The sequence below is a fragment of the Haloarcula sediminis genome (assembly GCF_035656455.1).
Lineage (GTDB): Archaea > Halobacteriota > Halobacteria > Halobacteriales > Haloarculaceae > Haloarcula > Haloarcula sediminis.
The window spans coordinates 729,468-746,818 of the sequence record NZ_JAYMGA010000001.1; the positions used below are offsets into that span (position 1 = coordinate 729,468).

At 67.3% G+C, this 17,351-nt stretch carries 22 protein-coding genes; 9 read left to right on the forward strand and 13 right to left on the reverse strand.

All coding sequences use genetic code 11. The features are described 5' to 3' along the window. Positions 1 to 50: 50 nt before the first annotated feature. From VJ162_RS03875 to VJ162_RS03885, 3 genes are all read right to left on the reverse strand, one after another. Positions 51 to 314: a hypothetical protein gene (locus VJ162_RS03875; protein ID WP_324662496.1), complete on the reverse strand. Its 264-nt coding sequence runs from the start codon at positions 312 to 314 to the stop codon at positions 51 to 53. A 21-nt stretch (positions 315 to 335) separates the two neighbouring features. Then, positions 336 to 968, reverse strand: a complete 633-nt coding sequence (locus VJ162_RS03880; protein ID WP_324662497.1) for a YIP1 family protein — start codon at positions 966 to 968, stop codon at positions 336 to 338. Positions 969 to 1,071: 103 nt separating this feature from the next. After that, complete coding sequence (locus tag VJ162_RS03885) at positions 1,072 to 1,650, reverse strand: NADPH-dependent FMN reductase (protein ID WP_324662498.1); 579 nt, start codon at positions 1,648 to 1,650, stop codon at positions 1,072 to 1,074. Between the two features lie 106 nt (positions 1,651 to 1,756). Here VJ162_RS03885 and VJ162_RS03890 point away from each other — a divergent pair, with 106 nt between their 5' ends. After that, positions 1,757 to 2,296 (forward strand): hypothetical protein, encoded by a 540-nt coding sequence (locus tag VJ162_RS03890; RefSeq protein WP_324662499.1) that lies wholly within the window; start codon positions 1,757 to 1,759, stop codon positions 2,294 to 2,296. Between the two features lie 22 nt (positions 2,297 to 2,318). Here the strand turns inward: VJ162_RS03890 and VJ162_RS03895 are convergent, their stop codons facing one another. Continuing rightward, positions 2,319 to 3,245 (reverse strand): A/G-specific adenine glycosylase, encoded by a 927-nt coding sequence (locus VJ162_RS03895; protein WP_324662501.1) that lies wholly within the window; start codon positions 3,243 to 3,245, stop codon positions 2,319 to 2,321. Positions 3,246 to 3,326: 81 nt separating this feature from the next. On the opposite strand from VJ162_RS03895, the gene VJ162_RS03900 reads away from it, so the two are divergent. Next, positions 3,327 to 3,656 carry a hypothetical protein gene (locus VJ162_RS03900; protein WP_324662502.1) on the forward strand — a complete coding sequence of 110 codons (330 nt, stop codon included), beginning with the start codon at positions 3,327 to 3,329 and terminating at the stop codon, positions 3,654 to 3,656. Here the strand turns inward: VJ162_RS03900 and VJ162_RS03905 are convergent. Beyond that, on the reverse strand, positions 3,653 to 4,918 hold the full coding sequence (locus VJ162_RS03905) for an MgtC/SapB family protein (RefSeq protein WP_324662503.1): 1,266 nt from the start codon (positions 4,916 to 4,918) through the stop codon (positions 3,653 to 3,655). The two genes, VJ162_RS03900 and VJ162_RS03905, sit on opposite strands and share 4 nt — an antisense overlap. Positions 4,919 to 5,065: 147 nt before the next feature. Here VJ162_RS03905 and VJ162_RS03910 point away from each other — a divergent pair, with 147 nt between their 5' ends. Next, the gene (locus VJ162_RS03910) at positions 5,066 to 6,328 is read left to right on the forward strand and encodes an AI-2E family transporter (RefSeq protein ID WP_324662504.1); all 1,263 of its coding nucleotides are present in this window, start codon (positions 5,066 to 5,068) and stop codon (positions 6,326 to 6,328) included. On the opposite strand, the gene VJ162_RS03915 is transcribed toward VJ162_RS03910, so the two are convergent. After that, positions 6,325 to 6,612, reverse strand: a complete 288-nt coding sequence (locus VJ162_RS03915) for a PadR family transcriptional regulator (RefSeq protein WP_324662505.1) — start codon at positions 6,610 to 6,612, stop codon at positions 6,325 to 6,327. The two genes, VJ162_RS03910 and VJ162_RS03915, sit on opposite strands and share 4 nt — an antisense overlap. A 211-nt stretch (positions 6,613 to 6,823) precedes the next feature. Between VJ162_RS03915 and VJ162_RS03920 the strand changes: the two genes are divergently transcribed. Next, on the forward strand, positions 6,824 to 7,099 hold the full coding sequence (locus tag VJ162_RS03920; RefSeq protein ID WP_324662506.1) for an amphi-Trp domain-containing protein: 276 nt from the start codon (positions 6,824 to 6,826) through the stop codon (positions 7,097 to 7,099). A 341-nt stretch (positions 7,100 to 7,440) separates the two neighbouring features. Here the strand turns inward: VJ162_RS03920 and VJ162_RS03925 are convergent, their stop codons facing one another. Both VJ162_RS03925 and VJ162_RS03930 read right to left on the reverse strand, forming a co-directional pair. Then, complete coding sequence (locus tag VJ162_RS03925; protein ID WP_324662507.1) at positions 7,441 to 7,728, reverse strand: chorismate mutase; 288 nt, start codon at positions 7,726 to 7,728, stop codon at positions 7,441 to 7,443. Then, positions 7,725 to 8,597, reverse strand: a complete 873-nt coding sequence (locus tag VJ162_RS03930; protein WP_324662510.1) for a shikimate kinase — start codon at positions 8,595 to 8,597, stop codon at positions 7,725 to 7,727. Before VJ162_RS03930 ends, VJ162_RS03925 begins: the two co-directional genes overlap by 4 nt. A 209-nt stretch (positions 8,598 to 8,806) precedes the next feature. Between VJ162_RS03930 and VJ162_RS03935 the strand changes: the two genes are divergently transcribed. The 3 genes from VJ162_RS03935 to VJ162_RS03945 are packed head-to-tail and all read left to right on the forward strand — an operon-like array spanning position 8,807 to position 11,403. Next, complete coding sequence (locus VJ162_RS03935) at positions 8,807 to 10,231, forward strand: APC family permease (RefSeq protein ID WP_324662511.1); 1,425 nt, start codon at positions 8,807 to 8,809, stop codon at positions 10,229 to 10,231. Beyond that, positions 10,231 to 10,920: a universal stress protein gene (locus tag VJ162_RS03940; protein WP_324662513.1), complete on the forward strand. Its 690-nt coding sequence runs from the start codon at positions 10,231 to 10,233 to the stop codon at positions 10,918 to 10,920. The genes VJ162_RS03935 and VJ162_RS03940 overlap by 1 nt, the downstream gene beginning before the upstream one ends. A gap of 51 nt (positions 10,921 to 10,971) precedes the next feature. Further along, on the forward strand, positions 10,972 to 11,403 hold the full coding sequence (locus tag VJ162_RS03945) for a DUF5796 family protein (RefSeq protein ID WP_324662514.1): 432 nt from the start codon (positions 10,972 to 10,974) through the stop codon (positions 11,401 to 11,403). 219 nt (positions 11,404 to 11,622) lie between these two features. Here VJ162_RS03945 and VJ162_RS03950 read toward each other — a convergent pair whose 3' ends face one another. Further along, entirely contained in the window at positions 11,623 to 11,757 is a 135-nt protein-coding gene (locus VJ162_RS03950) for a DUF7128 family protein (protein ID WP_324662516.1), read from the reverse strand. 137 nt (positions 11,758 to 11,894) lie between these two features. Between VJ162_RS03950 and VJ162_RS03955 the strand changes: the two genes are divergently transcribed. Beyond that, entirely contained in the window at positions 11,895 to 14,102 is a 2,208-nt protein-coding gene (locus VJ162_RS03955; protein WP_324662518.1) for an AAA family ATPase, read from the forward strand. 261 nt (positions 14,103 to 14,363) lie between these two features. On the opposite strand, the gene VJ162_RS03960 is transcribed toward VJ162_RS03955, so the two are convergent. From VJ162_RS03960 to VJ162_RS03975, 4 genes are read right to left on the reverse strand one after another with little or no spacing between them, the layout of a single operon-like run. After that, positions 14,364 to 15,170, reverse strand: a complete 807-nt coding sequence (locus VJ162_RS03960; RefSeq protein ID WP_324662520.1) for a carbon-nitrogen family hydrolase — start codon at positions 15,168 to 15,170, stop codon at positions 14,364 to 14,366. Beyond that, positions 15,167 to 15,598, reverse strand: coding sequence for an SRPBCC family protein (locus tag VJ162_RS03965; RefSeq protein WP_324662521.1), 432 nt, complete (start codon positions 15,596 to 15,598; stop codon positions 15,167 to 15,169). The genes VJ162_RS03960 and VJ162_RS03965 overlap by 4 nt, the downstream gene beginning before the upstream one ends. A gap of 52 nt (positions 15,599 to 15,650) precedes the next feature. Beyond that, a complete protein-coding gene (locus VJ162_RS03970; protein ID WP_166970245.1) occupies positions 15,651 to 15,875 on the reverse strand; it encodes a DUF7123 family protein in 225 nt (74 codons plus the stop codon). Between the two features lie 45 nt (positions 15,876 to 15,920). After that, positions 15,921 to 16,148: a hypothetical protein gene (locus VJ162_RS03975; RefSeq protein WP_324662524.1), complete on the reverse strand. Its 228-nt coding sequence runs from the start codon at positions 16,146 to 16,148 to the stop codon at positions 15,921 to 15,923. An 82-nt stretch (positions 16,149 to 16,230) separates the two neighbouring features. Between VJ162_RS03975 and VJ162_RS03980 the strand changes: the two genes are divergently transcribed. Continuing rightward, positions 16,231 to 17,349 (forward strand): LEA type 2 family protein, encoded by a 1,119-nt coding sequence (locus VJ162_RS03980; protein ID WP_324662525.1) that lies wholly within the window; start codon positions 16,231 to 16,233, stop codon positions 17,347 to 17,349. The last annotated feature ends 2 nt before the right edge of the window (positions 17,350 to 17,351 follow it).

Genomic DNA, 17,351 nt, shown 5'->3' on the forward strand with positions numbered 1-17,351 from the left:
AGGTGGGGCCTAAAACTGTTGTCGAATTCCGCGCGCGAGAAAATCCGGGCTTACTCGAAGACCTCGCTCTCCGATTCGAGCAGCTCCAGGCCCTCTCGGACTGCTGTGGCCTGTTCCGGGAACAGCGCGACCTCTATCTCGCTGCCCTGTTCGTCCTCGAAGGCGAGTTTCACGCGCTTGTCGCCGTACTCGCGGACGTCGACGCCCTCGACGTCGTAGAGCTTGACCGTCGCCTCCTTGTTCGACGGGCCGACGTTCTTGAACGCGCCGTCCTTGAGTTCGAGCATGAAGTCGTCGATGTCCAGCGTGAGCATACCCGACCTACGCGCTCGCGCTTAAAATCCGCTCGCACTCGTCAGTGCTGTCACAGCGTCGAAGCCCCGGAAACCGTAGCCAAAGAGGATGGCAGCGGGGAGGGCGCCGACCACGGCGGCTTTCGGCAGGCTGAGTTCGTGGACGACGGCCGTCCCGACGACGTACAGCGCCGCGCCCCAGACCGTAACAAGCACGCGCAGCGTCGGGAACGGCAGTCCCGCGACGACACAGGGCGCCATCGCGTAGCACATGACCTGGACCGTCTCGCTGATGCCGCCACGGTCGGGCGCGGTCGGGACCAGCAGAAGCGTCTGTATCGCCGCCGTCAGGTGGACCGTGATGGGCGCGACGAAGACGATGATGGCAAGCAGAGCGAGCACGGCCACACCGGGCGAGAAGCCGCCGATAGCGGGATACGGGAACGGGCCGGTCGAGACGACGCCGCGGGCGGCGAGTTCGACCACGAGAAAGCGCCCCAGCTCCTCGACGAGCACGACCAGCGACGCGAAGATGAGCCCCGGCGCCTGGTCACCCGGGGCGATACCGGTCCGGAAGAACCGACGCGGTCGCCTGAGTACCTCCGCCCAGGCGCGCGCGATGGCCACTGGTCCGCGGTCCCGACCCGTCCCGGTGGTCTCGACCCACTGTGTCACGCCCGTAGATGGGTCCTCGGTCAGTAAGAGAATTCCGAGTCGGAGTCAGTCGCCAGCACCTTCGCTGCTGACGCTTCCGAGTTCGAACATATTGTTCTCACGGTCAATCGTCAGCACCGAGATTCTCCACCGCCTCCAGACACGGCGGGTCGGGTTCGATGTTCGCGTACTGGACGGCCTCCTCGCCCAGCCGAGCGACCCGTTCCTCGATGCCCTCGTCGGTAATCCGTCCGTTCTCGACGGCGTTTCGGGCCCGCGGGACGGCCGCCTGGTGAGGGATGACCCAGCAGTCCAGCGACCGACAGACCGACCGCAGATGGTCCAGCGCGGTGATGGGGAACCCGCCGCCGGCGACGGCCAACAGGCCCACGGTCTTGTTCTCGAACTCGTCGAAGCCACAGTAATCCAGCGCGTTCTTCAGCGGCGCCGAGTAGGAGCCGTGATACACCGGCGTTCCGAGCAGTATCGAGTCGGCCTCGCGAAGCCGGCGCGTGACCTTGGGCGCGTCGCCCGCCGCGGGGTCGTCCGCGTCGAAGACGGGGAGGTCGTACGCCCGCAGGTCGAGCAGTTCGGTCGTCCCGCCGGCGTCGGCGGCCGCGTCGAGGGCGCGTTCGACGGCGATGCGGGTGTAACTCTCGTCGCGGAGGCTGCCGACGACACCGACGACGTGCGGTCGTGCCATGTGTCCATCCTGACAGGGGCGGGCCAAAGGGGTATCGCACCCCGCCGTGGTGAGACCGCCGGGTCCGGAGCGTAGTTTGGTAGGTCTGGCGCCCGTAGGTTCGCCCATGCGAGCAACCATCGCGGATCTGCGACCCGACCTCCCCTATCGCCTCCGGCATCTGGTCGGCCCGTGGCTGACCGCCGCCGCGCGGCTGGTCGGCCAGCCGGAGTTCCGGCTGCGACGGGACGGCTACGTCGGGACGGTGGCCCTGTCGCTGTCCGAGTTCGAGCGGGAACTGGAGCGGGGCGGCTTCGCCTGGGGGCCGGTCAGCTGGTACCACCAGCCCGCAGTCGGCTCCGACCCCAACGGGAGCTGGACGTTCCGCCGGGCACCTCTTGCCGACCGACAGCTCCACGTCATCCTCACCCGCCGTGCCCCCGAGTGTCACGATATCTATGCCCACTGGGAGTACAACTGGCTGCGCCACCCGCTCAAACACGCGAGACAGCTCGACATCGACCGCGAGGCAGGGTCGGCGGCGATGCGGGAGTGGCTCGACAACCACGGCGTCGACTACGAGGCCAACTCGCGGACCCGCCGGAAGGTCAGGCGCGCCATCCGCCGCGTCGCGGCGCCGCTGCTGGGCCGGGAGACGGTCGAGTAGGGGCTGTCAGTCACTCGCCTCGTCAGCGCCGGAGGCTGGCGACGGTCTCACCGCCGTCCTCCGTGACGGTCACTAGTTCGTCGTCCGCGAGGTCCGAGAGCAGGCCCCGCAGCCACTCGCGGCCGTGGTCGCCGTCGGGCGCGTAGTCGACGCGGACACGCGGCCCGAGTTCGTCCAACGGGAGTTCGTCGTACTCGTTGAGGACGCTGATGACCCGGCCACGGAACTGCCGACGCGACCCCTCGAACTCGGGCTGGGTCGGCACGTCCGGCGCGGTGAAATCGCCCGACTGGTACGCCAAACACCACTCGCGCCAGGGACACTGCGCCCCGTCGCAGTCCGGCGTCTTCTCGCAGGCCACCCCGCCCAGTTCCATGATGGCGTTGTTCCACACCTCGGACTCCCCCTCGGGCATGAGCCGCTGTGCCGTCGCCTCGAAGGCGCTGTCGTCGTCGGGCACGTCGAAGGCGCGATAGAGGACCCGCTTGACGTTCGTATCGACGACGGCGTTCCCGTTGTTGAACGCGAAGGAGGCGACGGCGTTGGCGGTGTAGGGCCCGACGCCCATCAGTTCCGAGAGGCCGTCGGGGTCGGTCGGCCACTCGCCGTCGAACTCCGAGACCACTTGCCCGGCGGCCTCGTGGAGGTACTTCGCGCGGTTGTTGTACCCCAGCGAGTGGTCGGTCCAGAAGCCGACCACGTCGCCCCGCTCGGCCGCCGCGAGGGCCTCGACCGTGGGCCACCGCTCCAGGAAGTCCTCCCAGGCCGCGACGACGCGGTCCAGCTGGGTCTGCTGGCTCATCACCTCCGAGACCAGAATCTCGTAGGGGTCGTCGGTCCGGCGCCACGGGTACTCGCGGTGGTCGGCCTCGTACCACTCGACGAGGGCGTCCTGTACTGCGGGGACGGCACTCGGGAGGTACTCGTTGTCTCCCGACTGGTCACTCATTGGCGGGCGTTTGGCTCTGCCGGATTTGTGTGTGGTGGTTGAGTCGCAAGTCGTTTCTGCGGGCTGGCCGTTCACGCTGGTATGACACTCGACGAACTGCAGTCGGAGATGCAGGACCGGTACGCCGACCTGGACGACGACCTGGCTGTCTCGCTGGACCGCGAGACGCGCAACGAGCTGGCGATGCTGTCGGTCGCGCTGGACCCCGAGGACACCGACGAACTCGTCCGGCGGGCGATTCACATGCTGTTCCAGTCGACCGTCGAGCGCGGGACGCTCGATTTCCACCTCCGGTCTGGCTTTGACTGCACGTACGACGAGTTCCTCTCGGGGATGACTTTCGACGAGATGGCCGGCGGCAACCAGTTCCCCCAGGCACAGGACAAGGACGACCGGCGCTATCAGTTCTAGAGAAGTATCGCGACCGCGAGCAGGCTCGCACCGCCCAGGACCACCGAGCTCCAGAGCGCGACCCGCGCGGCGAAGCTCCGATTTGGACCCGGCGCCGTCAGCCCGGCCTTGACGGCGATGCTGGCCGCGGTCGCCAGCAGGATGGCAACCATCGCCGTGGTCTCGCCGATAGCGCCACCCCGATACAGCAACACGGCCGAGGTCGTCGCGCCGGCACTGGAGACCAACCCCGAGAGGACCGACGTGACGTAGAGCCCGGCGGTGCCAAAGCGGGCGCTGGCGACGCCGCCGACGACGACCACGAGCAGGAACACGCCGCCAAACGCCAGCACGCCCCGCAGCGAGAACGGGCTGGTGAGGTCCATCTCGACCTCCTGAGACCAGTCGGCGGCGTAGGCCGCGACGGCAACGCTCCCGAGGATGACGGCGCCAAGCGGGAGCAGCGGTGCGACCAGAAGCCCGCTCTCGACCGTGAAGACGATGGTGATGAGCAGGTTCCGCAGCGCCATCGCCGCGTCGGCCAGCATGATGGCGGCCACGGCGTAGGACGACGCGGACGGTTCCTGGCGGACGTGGTCGATCATCGTCCCGACGACCGCCGTCGAGGAGGCCAGCCCGCCGAAGAAACCGGTGACGGCGATACCACGCCCGCCGTAGGTCTGGACGATAGCGTAGTTGACGAAGCCGATGCCCGCGACGAACACGACCATCAGCCAGACCACCCGCAGCTCCAGGGTGACGCCGAGCACGTCCCCGGGAAGTTCCACCGGCTCGGCCGGCAACAGCGGGTAGATGACGAAAGCGAGGATGGCAAACTCCGTCCCCGACCGGAGCTCCTGCTTGCTCAGCCCCCAGGCGAAGCTGTGGAGCTCCCGTTTCAACACGAGCAACAGCGACGAGAAGACGGCGACGGTCACGCCTTCGAGGATGTACCCCGCCGCCACGACCGCGCCGACGCCGTACGCCACGAGCAGCGAGACGGAGGTAGTAAGCGACAGCGTCGGCTCCTCCGACCGGAGCCCCTGGACGGCCAGCAGTATCCCCTGGACGATGACGAGCACCCCGCCCAAGGCCAGCAGGGTGTCGCGCTCGGTGACGGTAAACACCGCGGCCAGGAGGCTGACCAGCGCGAACGTCCGGATGCCCGCGGACTTCTGGGACCACTCCCGCTCCAGCCCGAGGAACATCCCGAGCGCGCCCGCGAGCAGGATTCGCAGGATGCCGGCGTCTATCCCGGCGACGAGCTGTATCGGTGTCGACACGGTCTACTTACGGCCCGAGGCGACAAATACGGACTGTCGTCGAAAGTCTCACCGAGGTCGGCGACACCGAACCGGGGCGGCGCACATCCGGATACGGCCGCCACCTATCGAGGTAGCTTTTTGTTCGATCCATCGGAACCCCGTATTATGGCTGAGTACGACGTAGATGTCAACTGGCCGCGTGCGTTCTGGATCGGCTTTGGTGTCGTACTCGCTGCCGCAGTGGTGTTCGTTACGTACTCGTTTATCGGCACGTTCGTCTTCGGCATCTTCATCTACTACGCGACGCGCCCGCTGTACCGCCGGGTCCAGGGCCGGATCCGCCAGCGGACGCTGTCGGCGATGCTCTCGCTGCTCCTGCTCGCGCTGCCGGTGCTGGCCCTGCTTTACTACACCATCGCCATCGCCGTCCAGGAGTTCAGCCGGTTCGCCGAGACGACCGACCTCGGCCCCTACGCCGACGCCGTCGGGCCCTACATCAACGTCTCGGAGGTCGTCAAGAGCCCACAGACGCTGCTCTCGGACGCGGCCGGACCGGAGACGGTCGTCGACACGCTGGGGCAGTTCGTCGGCTATCTCGGCGTCGTCGGGACCGGGCTCGTCCACGCGTTCGTCATGTTCGCGCTCGCGTTCTACCTGCTCCGGGACGGCCCGCGACTCGCCGAGTGGGCAAAGAGCTTTCTCGACCGCCGGGGGGTGCTCGACCAGTACTTCCACGAGGTCGACCGGAGCTTCCATAAGGTGTTCTACGGGAACATCCTGAACGCCATTGTCACGGGCGCCATCGGCGCCATCGCGTTCAGCCTCGTCGACTTCGCCGCGCCGGCCGGCCTCGGGGTGCCGTACCCGGCACTGACGGGACTGCTCGCGGGCGCGGCGAGTCTCATCCCCATCATCGGCATGAAAATCGTCTACGTGCCGATGTCGCTGTACATCGCCGTCGACGCGGGCCTGGACGGCGGTGAGTGGTGGTTCGTCGCGCTGTTCGTCGGCGTCGCGTTCGTCGTCGTGGACACGATACCGGACCTCGTCGTCAGACCGTACGTCTCGGGCGGCGGGTCGCTCCCGCTTGGCCCGTTTGGGAGGCGGAAATCGACGCCGGAGTCGGACGCGAACCCCGGACTGCACACGGGGACCCTGATGTTCGCGTACGTCCTGGGTCCGTTCCTGTTTGGCTGGTACGGGCTCTTTCTCGCGCCGATGATACTGGTGCTTGTCGCCCACTTCGCCAGAATCGTCCTCCCGGTCATCGTCAAGGGTGAGGCCCGCCCCAGCGGCGTCGACCCGACGAACCTCGTCGGCGACGAGGTGGGGGACCCGGAGCTAGACGGCGTGAACGACAGTCAGCGGGAGGGACCGACGCCGGGCGAGGACGTGACGCCGGCGTCGGGCACCGAGGACCCCTCCTAGGCGTCCGCCTCGCTGTCGACGTACTGGTTCTCCCAGTCGCGGCGGGCGTCGAGTTCGCGGCGGCCGCGGCGGGTCATCGTGTAGAAGTTCGTCCGGCGGTCGCGCTGGCCCTTCTCGACGAGCCCCTTGTCGACGAGGGTGTCGAGGTTGGGGTAGAGCCGGCCATGGTGGATCTCCTTCTCGTAGTAGTCCTCCAGTTCCTCCTTGATCGCGAGCCCGTGTGGCTCGTCGTGGCCCGAGATAACGTAGAGGAGATCCCGCTGAAACCCGGTCAGGTCGTACATCGTCTGCTCTCGCTCATATATCAGGGTTCGAACCATTTAAATATGTCGGGTAGGCGAGTTTCCAGCACCGGCGTGTGAGCGAAACAGTTCGTAGCGGGCCCGACGCGACGAAACAGACACAGCCACCGGCCTGGAAGACAGGTCAGTTTTCGGTCACGTACCCGCCCCGAATCGCCGGTGGAATTATCTACCGGCGCGACCATCTGTTAGTATGCCAGAAAAAACCCTGTTCGAGAGTGAACAGCTGATGGGCCGTGACGCCGTCGCGGACTACCTCCGGACCCTCGCGGCTTCGCTGGAGTCCGGCTCCGACGTGACGCTGCGAGCGGGCGACCAGTCCCTGACGATGCAGCCGCCGAGTGAGGTGGAGTTCGAGGTCAAGGCCGAACGCGAGGGGCCGACCGACGGGGACGGCGAACTCAGCATCGAACTGGAACTGGAGTGGCCCGAGAACGCGGGCGAGGGCGGCGACCTCTCTATCGAGTAGTCGGGCCGGCTGCGGGCCTGTCCCGTCGCAGTGACACACGCGAAGTACGGACACAGCAGCGCCGTTAACGGATTTTCGCAGCGAAGTAAGTGGAAAGCGGCCGCCGAAAATGCGGCCGCTTGCCGCCCTGAATTGGTCCCCGCTGACGCTTCGGCCCTCCAAGCGAAGCGTCACCTGATAGGTGGTGGGAGAGTAACTTAAAAGTACCGGCCCGGCGGCGGAGTGATGGCTGTTTTATATGTAGCCATGAGTGAACTGTAGCAACAGTCGTCGGCTGCGACACACGTGTATCGTACGTCGACCGGCGGGAGCAAAACTGCCACCGCCGGCGCGTGGCGGCGTCAGCGGTTCTCGCGTTGCTCTACCTTGTTCAACTCGATGAGCAGTCGGAACATGGCCTTGACCAGGTTCGCATCAACGTCGAACTGCTCCGCGTTCTCGCCCGCGCGGTCCATCACGGCCTGTTCCTGCGATTCGTCAGTCGTCGGGAGCCCCTGCTCCGCTTTGACCTGGGCGATGGTGTCGGCCACGTAGGTCCGCTGGGCGATTTTCTCGACGATCTCGCGGTCGATAGTGCGTATCTCCTCGCGCAGTTCCTCCAGTGACATCTCCTCGGGGTTCGAGCTCATAGTGTCCGTGTCCCATCCGTTTGTGTGGTCGTCAGCAAGGTTCTTCCGGGTCGCTCGTCCCAGTACTCTCTGACCTGTTCGAGCGCCTCGCGCTCGCCGACGGCGGTAAAGGACGGGCCGGTGCCCGACAGGGAGACGCCCTCGACCTGCGAGACGCCCTCGACTATCGGCTCGGTGTCGAAGCCAAGCGCCGCACAGAACGCTAGCCCGTTTACCGTCATCGCGCGCTGGTAGTCGCCGTCGAGGGCCAGCTCCTCGACGAGCCGGGCCATCGGCGCTATCTGCCGACAGCGGTCCACGTCCGCGTCCGCCGAGAAGGACTGCTCCGGGGGCGTCCAGACGAGCACGTCCCAGTCGACCGCCTCGCGGGCGAGCAGGTCGTCGCTCTCGTTGTCGGTGATGGTGACGCCGCCCAGCATCGACGCCGAGGCGTCGTCGAACGCACCCGTGACGGTGACGCCCACGTCGCGGGCGGCCATCACGCCAAGCCGCGCCATGTCCTCGCGGGTCATCCGTTCGGTGGCATCGAGGGCGTCGAGGGCCGCCATCACGGTCGCGTTGGCGGCCGCGCTCGAACTCTTGAGCCCGGAGGCCATCGGCACCTCGCTCTCGGTTCGAACCGACCCGCCCGACACCGCGGGCATCCCCACGGCCCCGCCATGTGCGTCGATGACGTACTCCACGCAACGCTCGACGAGGCGAGTGTCGGCGTCGGGAGCGGCGGCCACCTCCCCGGTCACGTCCTCCCGTTCCGTCGAGAGTTCGACGGTCGCTGTCGTGTACTCGTCGATAGCGAACGCCGACCCGCGGCCCGTCGCCAGCGCGTTCAGGACGGTCCCGGCAGCCGGCGCCCGTGCTTGCCCTTCCATCGCTCGACACTCCCGCCCGCCGGTATTTACTATCTGCGAAAGCGGCGACCGACCGCCACGCGTTCGACCGACGGCCGACAGCAACAGTCGACCGGTCCGTGGGGCCCATCTCGGGCTGACGGTCACCCGCAGGAAACCGGGAGACAGCGAACACGGGTCGTGCTGCTGCCCCCCGGTTATTACGGGCCTGGACATGAAATATCAGCTCGATGAGCAACGAACCAACCGGGACCAACATCGAAGGGGCGGCGCCGGACGCCGAGCCCGTCGTCGAGACCGACGAGGCGACGATAACGGACGACGCCGAACTCGAACGGACGCTCGGGCTTTCGGGCGGTCTGGCCATCGGTATCGGGACGATGATCGGCGCGGGCATCTTCGTGTTCCCGGGGCTCGCCGGCGCGGAAGTGGGGACGGCCGCGGCGGCGTCGTTCGGGGTCGGCGGCGTCATCGCGTTGCTTGTCGCGCTGCCGACCTCGGAGCTGGCGACGGCGATGCCCAAAAGCGGCGGCGGCTACTACTTCATCTCCCGCGGTCTGGGGACCCTCGCCGGGACCGTCATCGGGCTCTCGCTGTGGCTCGGGCTGGTGTTTGCGACGGCGTTTTACCTGGTCGGGCTGGGTTTCTACGCGCTGGACGGGCTCGCGCTGGTCGGAATCACAGTCGGTTCGAGTCCGGGTATCATCGTCTCGGGCATCGCCGTCGTCGCCGGCATCGGCTTTACCGTGTTGAACGTCACCGGGACGGAGAACGCGGCCAAGCTCCAGAACGGCATCGTCGCACTGTTGCTGTCGATGCTGGTCGCGTTTCTCGCGTTCGGGATGGCCGATGCCGTCGGCCTCGTCGACGCCGGCACGCCGCCCGGCGAAGCCAGGAACGTCTGGGCCGTCGGCCCAGTCATGTCCGTGGCCGCGCTGGTCTTTACCTCGTATCTCGGCTTCGCACAGGTCGCGACCGTCGCGGGCGAGATGAAATCCCCCGGCCGGAACCTCCCGCTTGCGATGATCGGGTCGGTGCTCATCGTCACGGTGATGTACGTACTGACGATTTTCGTGGCGACGAGTGTCTTCACTCGCGACGCGCTGGCGGCGGCCGGGGAGACCGCGATGGTCGAAATCGGGCGGGAGCTGCTCGGCACGCCCGGCGCGCTCGTCATCATTCTCGGGGGGCTGTTGGCGACGATGTCGTCGGCCAACGCCTCGGTTCTCAGTACCTCGCGGGCCATCTACGGCGTCTCGAAGGACGCCTTGCTCCCCCAGTGGGCCAGCCGCATCAACCTCAAATACGGGACGCCACACGTCGCCCTCGGGATGGCCGGCGGCCCCGTGGTCGTCCTGGCCGCGACCCGGCAGGTCCAGGTGCTGGCCGAAGTCGCCTCCTTCCTGCATCTCGTCATGTACGGCCTGATGTGTGTCGCGCTGGTGGCTATCCGCCGGGACGAACCGGAGTGGTACGACCCCGACTTCACGGTCCCGGGCGGACCGGTAATCCCGGTCGTCGGCGCGCTGGCGAGTTTCGGGCTCATCGCGTTCATGGACCCGACCTCAATCGTCGTCGGCATCGCGGTCATCGCCGCCACAGCCGGGTGGTACCTCTATTACGCACGCGACATAAAATTGAAAGGAGCCCTGTAATGACCCGCGTACTCGTTCCCGTCGAGATCCTGGAGGGGAAGACGGTATCGGCCGGCCTGATCGACCTGCTTGGACCGGTAGACGTGACCGTCCTCGGCTATCACGTCCTGCCCGAACAGACGCCGCCGGACCAGGCTCGCCAGCAGTACGAGGAGCGCGCGACCGCCGCCCTGGACGACCTGAGCGAGGCATTCCGGGGCGCCGGCGGGGCGGCCGACCGCCGGCTCGTGTTTACGCACGACCGCGAGCAGACCGTCGAGCGCGTCGCCGACGAGGTGGGTGCGCGAGCGTTCGCCGTCTCGGGGACCGCCGGCGGAGTCGACAGCCTGCTCGTCTCGCTGTCCGGCGACGTCGCCGTCGACCGCATCCTCGAGTTCGTGACCGAGCTGATCGGTGACCGCAGTATCGGCGTCACGCTGTTGCTCGCGGGCGAGACCGACGACGACCGGCTGGGGGCCGCCGCGACACGGCTCGGTGACGCCGGAATCGACTTCGAGACGGTGACCACGTCGGGGAAGCCGTTCGAGTCGCTGATGGACGCGGTCCCGGACCACGACGCCATCGTCATGGGCGAGGCGGCACCCTCGCTGCGGTCGCTGGTCTTCGGCGACGAAGCCGACCGCGTGGCCGCGGCGTCGGTTGGCCCGGTACTCGTGGTCCGGAACCGCACCAGCGACGAGTCGGCGTAGCACCGCGCCCGACAGCGCGCCGCTTTTGACGACGGAGGGTAAACCGGCGGTATGAGCAACCGTTCGGACATCCCGCCCGACACCGTCTCGGTCGAACTCAGCGAGGAGGGCGTCGCCGTGGAGTATCTCGACGGCCGCACCGCCTTCTACCACGGCGTCCCCACGAAGGCCGAGGGGAGCGTGACCACCGCGCCCGGCAAGGACACGCACGTCCTCATCACCGACAAGACCGAGACATCGGGCATTCTGGTGTACGTCAACGACCTCCGGACCCACGACGAGATCATCGAGGAGAGCGGTGTCGGCCGGGTAATCCTGGAGGACGGGGAGGAAGACGAACTGTTCCCGGGCGTCACCGTCACGGACCACCAGATGCGCGTCGAGGTGACTGTCGACTACGACGTGACCGACGGCCGCGTGTTCGTCTTCGAGGAAGACGAGATGGGCGAGCGCGGCTTCGAAATCGTGCCGAGCGAGGAGTAAGTCCGGCGAGCGAACAGCGTGAGTGAGCCGTTTTTCGCGCACGTTTTTCGGTGAGCGGTGGCCACCGGCCACCCGAGCCCAAAAAGGTGCACGTCAGACGGGCGAGCGCGGCTTCGAAATCGTGCCGAGCGAGGAGTGATACTGGCGGCTGTACGTTCGTGAAGATATTCGCCACCCCGGGTGACGATTCCTTCAGTTTGGTACAGCCACCAGTACGAGCTACTGCAGGTACGAGGGGTCCTCGTCGTCGCAGTTCTCCTCGTGCTTTGCCGCGTCGTCCCGGTCGTCGAACATGAGACCGCAGGTCTCACACTTGTACCAAGTCATCTCGTCGCGCTCGGTAGTGACAACCATACGGAATACTCTATCGTCGGGAGGTAAATCGCTTTCGCGCGATAGAACCGTGCAGCGGCCGGCCGAGTCGCCCGCGACCCGACTCCCGGCACCTGTCCAACGGGAACCCTCAAGAGGACCGGAGCGCTAGCCGGACCATGAGCGGGAACGGCGGCGAGAGCGTGGAACTCACGGTCGAGGGCGCCCACAAGCGCGACGCCGGACGGGGTATCGCACGCCTTCCCGAGTCCGTCCGCAGCGAACTGGGCGTGTTGAGCGGGTCGCCCGTCATCGTCGAGGGCGAAGAAATGACCGTGGTGAAGGTGTGGCCGGGTGACGGCGACGGGTCCACGGTCCGCATCGACTCGGACACGCGGGCCAACGCCGGCGTCAACGTCGGCGATACGGTCCGTGTCCGGGCAGGTTCGGTGACGGAGGCGACGGCTATCACCATCCAGCCCTTAGAGCCACTGCCCGGCACGGACGAGTACGCACACACGGTCCGGACGCGGCTGGTCGACCAGATGGTCCAGGCCGGCGAGCGGACCCACATCGACGGGCTGGGGACGTTCGTCGTGCAGACGACCGAGCCCGACGGCGCGGTGCGGGTCTCGCCGGGGACCGACGTGTCCGTGTTGCCGGCCATCGACGACCCGACCGACGCCGACAGCGCCGACCCGTCCGCCTCGGTCGTGGGAGCGAACGCCGGGACGGCCGAGACGGCGACGGGCGTCAGCTACGAGGACATCGGGGGACTGGACGAGGAACTCGACCGCATCCGCGAGATGATAGAGATGCCCCTGGCCGAGCCCGAGCGGTTCCGCGAGCTGGGTATCGACCCGCCCAGCGGCGTCTTGCTGCACGGCCCGCCCGGAACGGGCAAGACGCTCATCGCGAAGGCCGTCGCCAACGAGGTCGACGCCTACTTCGACACTATCTCCGGCCCCGAAATCGTCTCGAAGTACAAGGGCGAAAGCGAGGAGCGGCTGCGCGAGGCCTTCGAACGGGCCGAGGACGAGGCCCCAGCCATCCTCTTTGTCGACGAGATAGACTCCATCGCCGGCTCCCGGGACGAGGACGCCGACATGGAGAACCGCGTCGTCGCCCAGCTGCTGACGCTGATGGACGGCCTCGAAGACCGGGGCCGGGTGGTCGTCATCGGCGCGACCAACCGCGTCGACGCTGTCGACGAGGCGCTGCGCCGGGGCGGTCGCTTCGACCGCGAGATAGAGATCGGTGTGCCGGACGAGGGGGGTCGCCGGGAGATTCTGGACGTCCACACCCGCGAGATGCCACTGGCCGACGACGTGGACCTGGACCGCATCGCGGCCCAGACCCACGGCTTCGTCGGCGCGGACCTTGCCTCGCTGACGACCGAAGCGGCGATGTCCTCGCTGCGGGCCGACCGCGAGCGCGAACGGAGCGAGCGGTCGGACCCGGCAAGCGAGCAACGCCAACCAGAGGAGGGCGCGGAGGAGAGCGACGAGACCGAAAGCGAGGGGCCGGCGGTGAGCCAGGCTGACTTCGACGCGGCGCTTGCGGTCGTCGACCCCAGCGCGATGCGGGAGTACGTCGCCGAGACGCCAGACGTGGGCTTTGACGACGTGGGCGGGCTGGGCGAGGTCAAACAGACGCTGACCGAGGCCATCGAGTGGCCCCTCGAATACGGCGACCTCTTCGAGACGACAAACACAGACCCGCCCAGCGGCATCCTGCTGTACGGCCCGCCCGGAACCGGCAAGACGCTGCTGGCCCGGGCCGTCGCCGGCGAGAGCGACGTCAACTTCATCCACGTCGCCGGCCCCGAAATCATGGACCGCTACGTCGGCGAGAGCGAGGAAGCGGTCCGCGAGCTGTTCGAGCGGGCGCGACAGACCGCGCCGAGCATCATCTTCTTAGACGAGATAGACGCCATCGCCAGCCACCGCGGCGGGGGCAACGAGGTGACCGAGCGGGTCGTCTCCCAGCTGCTCGCCGAGCTCGACGGTATCACCGAGAACCCCAATCTCGTGGTGCTTGCGGCGACCAACCGCAGGGACATGATCGACGACGCCCTGCTGCGGCCGGGGCGGCTCGAACAACACGTGGAGGTGCCAAATCCCGACGGCCCGGCCCGCGAGGCGATTCTGTCGGTCCACACCAGAGGGAAGCCACTGGCCGAGGACGTGTCGGTCCCGGAGCTGGCCGCGGAGCTGTCGGGGTACTCCGGGGCCGAGATAGAGGCCGTGGTCCGGGAGGCGTCGATGCTGGCCATCCGGGAGATGGCCGACGACCTCGGTCCCGCCGAGGCCAGCGAACGGGCCGACGAGGTCCGTATCACCGGCGACCACTTCCGACGGGCGCTGGAGCGGGCCACGGAGCGGTGACGGGCGTCCGTGTGGCGCAGATTTGACAGCTGTGACTCTCTCCGGAATGGGACTACATAGCGGTCGCTGTGTGGCGAACGGATCGAAACACTGGCGAGACGGCGTCGCTGGCGAGGAGCGGTGAAAGGCTGTCCGGACAGCCTTTGGCGGACGAGCGACGCCGTGTGGCCGAGCAGCGAGACGGGCTAAGTTACCGGCATCGACGTGAAAAGCGCCTTGCCGGCGTTAGTGAGTTAGCGTCCACGGATATAAAAGGCGCGGTCAGCGCCGGTCGGCGAGCGCCGGGAACTCCTCGCGCACGTCGGCCACTGTTTCGGGTCTGATGTCGGCCGTGACCAGGGCGGGGTCGTCGTCCGAGCTCGCGAGCGTCGTCCCCCACGGGTCATACACCGTCGAGCGGCCCAGCAGCTCCGCGTCGTCGAACCGACCGACGCCGTTGGCCGCGGCGACGTAACACTGGTTCTCGACGGCCCGCGCCCGGGGGAGCAGCTGCCAGTGTTCGACGCGGGGGTAGGGCCACGCGCTCGGGACCACGACGAGCGTCGCGCCCGCCTCGACCAGCCGCCGATACAGCTCCGGGAACCGGAGGTCGTAGCAGGTGGTGACGCCGACGGTAAACCCCCCGAACTCGACGGTCGGGAGCGACTCGCCGGCGACGAGCAGGTCTGACTCGGCGGAGTCGTAGCCAAAGAGGTGGTGCTTGCGGTACACCGCCTTCCGGGTCCCCTCGCGGTCGAGGAAGACAGACGTATTGGCCAGTCCCTCGCTCTCCGGCACGTCGTGGCCGGCCGCCGCGCTCAGTTCGAGGTCCTCGACGAAGCTCCCGGCGAGAATCCCGATGTCGCGCTCGGCGGCGACCGAGCGGAGGGCCGTCACCGTCCCCCCGTCCAGCCCCTCGGCGTTGCGCTGGTAGGCCTCGAACGCGAAATAGCCGACCGTGAAGAGTTCGGGCAGGACGACGAGGTCACAATCCGCGTCGGCGGCTCGCTCGACGGCCTCGGTCGCGCGTCGGCGGTTCGCCGCGACCGCGCCCGGTTCGACGGTGATCTGGGCGAGTCCGAGCTTCATGCTTTGGTTTCGAGGTACTCCGTGAGCGCCGCTTCGAGGTTCTGAAGCTCCGCGTCGAGGTTCCGCTTGAAAAAGCGCTCGACGCCGGGGAGCTTGCCGTCGACGACGAACCGGTTTGTCACCTTCGTCCCGCCGTCGTCGGTCGGTTCGAGCTCCTGTTCGCCCTGAACGCGGACCACCTTCGACCGGCCGACGAAACGGACGTACTCGGGTTCCCGTCGCTCGACGTCTTCGGTCTCGATGGCGATAGTCCGGTCGATGACGGGAATCGGGAGGCGCACATGCCACGTCGCGCGGTCGGCGTCGTGGATGTCCCAGTCTTTCACGACGCTTATCGGCCGGGCGCGCTGGTCGGGGTCGCCGATGAACTCCCACACCGTCTCGGGGCTCGCCGCTACTGTCATCGTTCGTTCGACCCGGACAGTCATACCCCGAATCGGGAGCGCATCCGGATGAATCCACCGACTGTGCGGCCGCGGCTCAGCTCGTGGTGACGCGCCAGGTGGTCGACCGGGCCCGGCCCCACTTCTCTATGTCTACTTCGTCGGCTTCTTCGGCGAGACGGGGGAGTCGGGCGCCGACCTGCTTGGACGAGAGCCCGAGCTGAGAGGCGATGTTCTTCGCGCGGAAGTAACTCTCCCCACGCGAGACGCTCTCACGGAGGTACTCCAGAATGCGGCGGTCCTCCTCGCTGAAATCCACCATACCCCGAGTACGTGCCGAGCGTTATTAATGGTTGCTTTTAGCACATCACTCGGCGTAGACGTGAAGCGCCACGAGCGCCAGCGAGGCCGCCACTATCGCGACCCCGAAGGCGATGCCGCTGTTGGTCAGCAGGCCCGCGGTGTCGAGGCCCTGTGCGTCGCGGACGGCGTAGTTGTAGCTGTTCACGGCGGTCACGCCCGCTCCCAGGACCGCGACGACCCCGAAGAGCGCGCCCAGGCCAACGCCCATATCGTTTGCCGACTCGGTTGTCATACCCGCCCGTTTCGCCCTAGCACACTTAGTTCATTCGGGCCGGGCCACAGGACGTATATCGTGTGGCAGCCACGAGTGGCCAATGAGAGAACTCGGGCGGATACAGCGGGTCGGTATCGTCGCTCTCCTCCTGGTCGGGAGTATCGGTGGCGCGTTCGCCGTCGGCGTCATCGGCACCCCGGCCGTCGAGAGCGTCGAGAACCGGTTCACCGGCGTCTCGGAGAACACGACAACCGTCGGAACAGCCCTCACGGTGTCGAACCCCAACCCCATCGGGGTCTCGCTTGGCGGGACGACGGTCAACTACACCGTCTCGATGAACGACGTGGCCATGGCCAGCGGCCAGAAGCGCGGTATCGACCTGGAGAGCGGAAACACGACGCTCCAGTTCAGCACCGAGATGCAAAACGGCAAGATTCCGCCCTGGTGGGTCAGCCACGTCAGGAACGGCGAGCGGACGCGAGTTACCGTCGACGCCGACATCACAGACTCGCTGGTCGGGGGCCGGTCGGTCACGCTCACGCAGAACCGGAACATAGAGACCGACATGCTGGGGGCGTTCAACTCCACGGAGACGCGCCCGGTCGACGCCGACAGAGCGTTCGTCTCCGACTCGGTGCTGTACATCAACGAGACGCGCGGGTCCTGGGACCGGGAGGGCGTCACCCGCTCGGAGACCCCGATGGAGCTGGCCTTTGACGTGTACAACCCCAAACCGGTGCCGTACGCGGTCAGCAAAATCGGCTACACGACGTACCTGAACGATGTCCGTGTCGGGTCGGGCGAGACCGACAGCGGGACGCTCATCACGCCGGGAGAGCGCGAGACAATCGGCGTCCGGAACGTCATCCGGAACGAGCGCCTCGACGAGTGGTGGGTAACCCACCTCCAGCGCAACCAGAACACGACGATGTACGTCGACTTCTACCTCGTCGTCGAGGGCGGGGGCGAGCAGTTCCGCATCGACCTCGACGCCATCGACTACGAGACGGCCATCGAGACGGACCTCTTCGGCACCAAAGACCAGTACCCGACCGGCGGAGATGCCGACCCGAGCGGTGACCCGACAGCGGACAACAACACGGAGGGCGGCGACAGCGGCTCGACGGACGGCACGGCGGCGCCGTCGGACGATACACCCACCGACGACGAGTCGGCGGACGGCACGGCGACCGACGACGGCGGTATACTCGGCATCTGAGC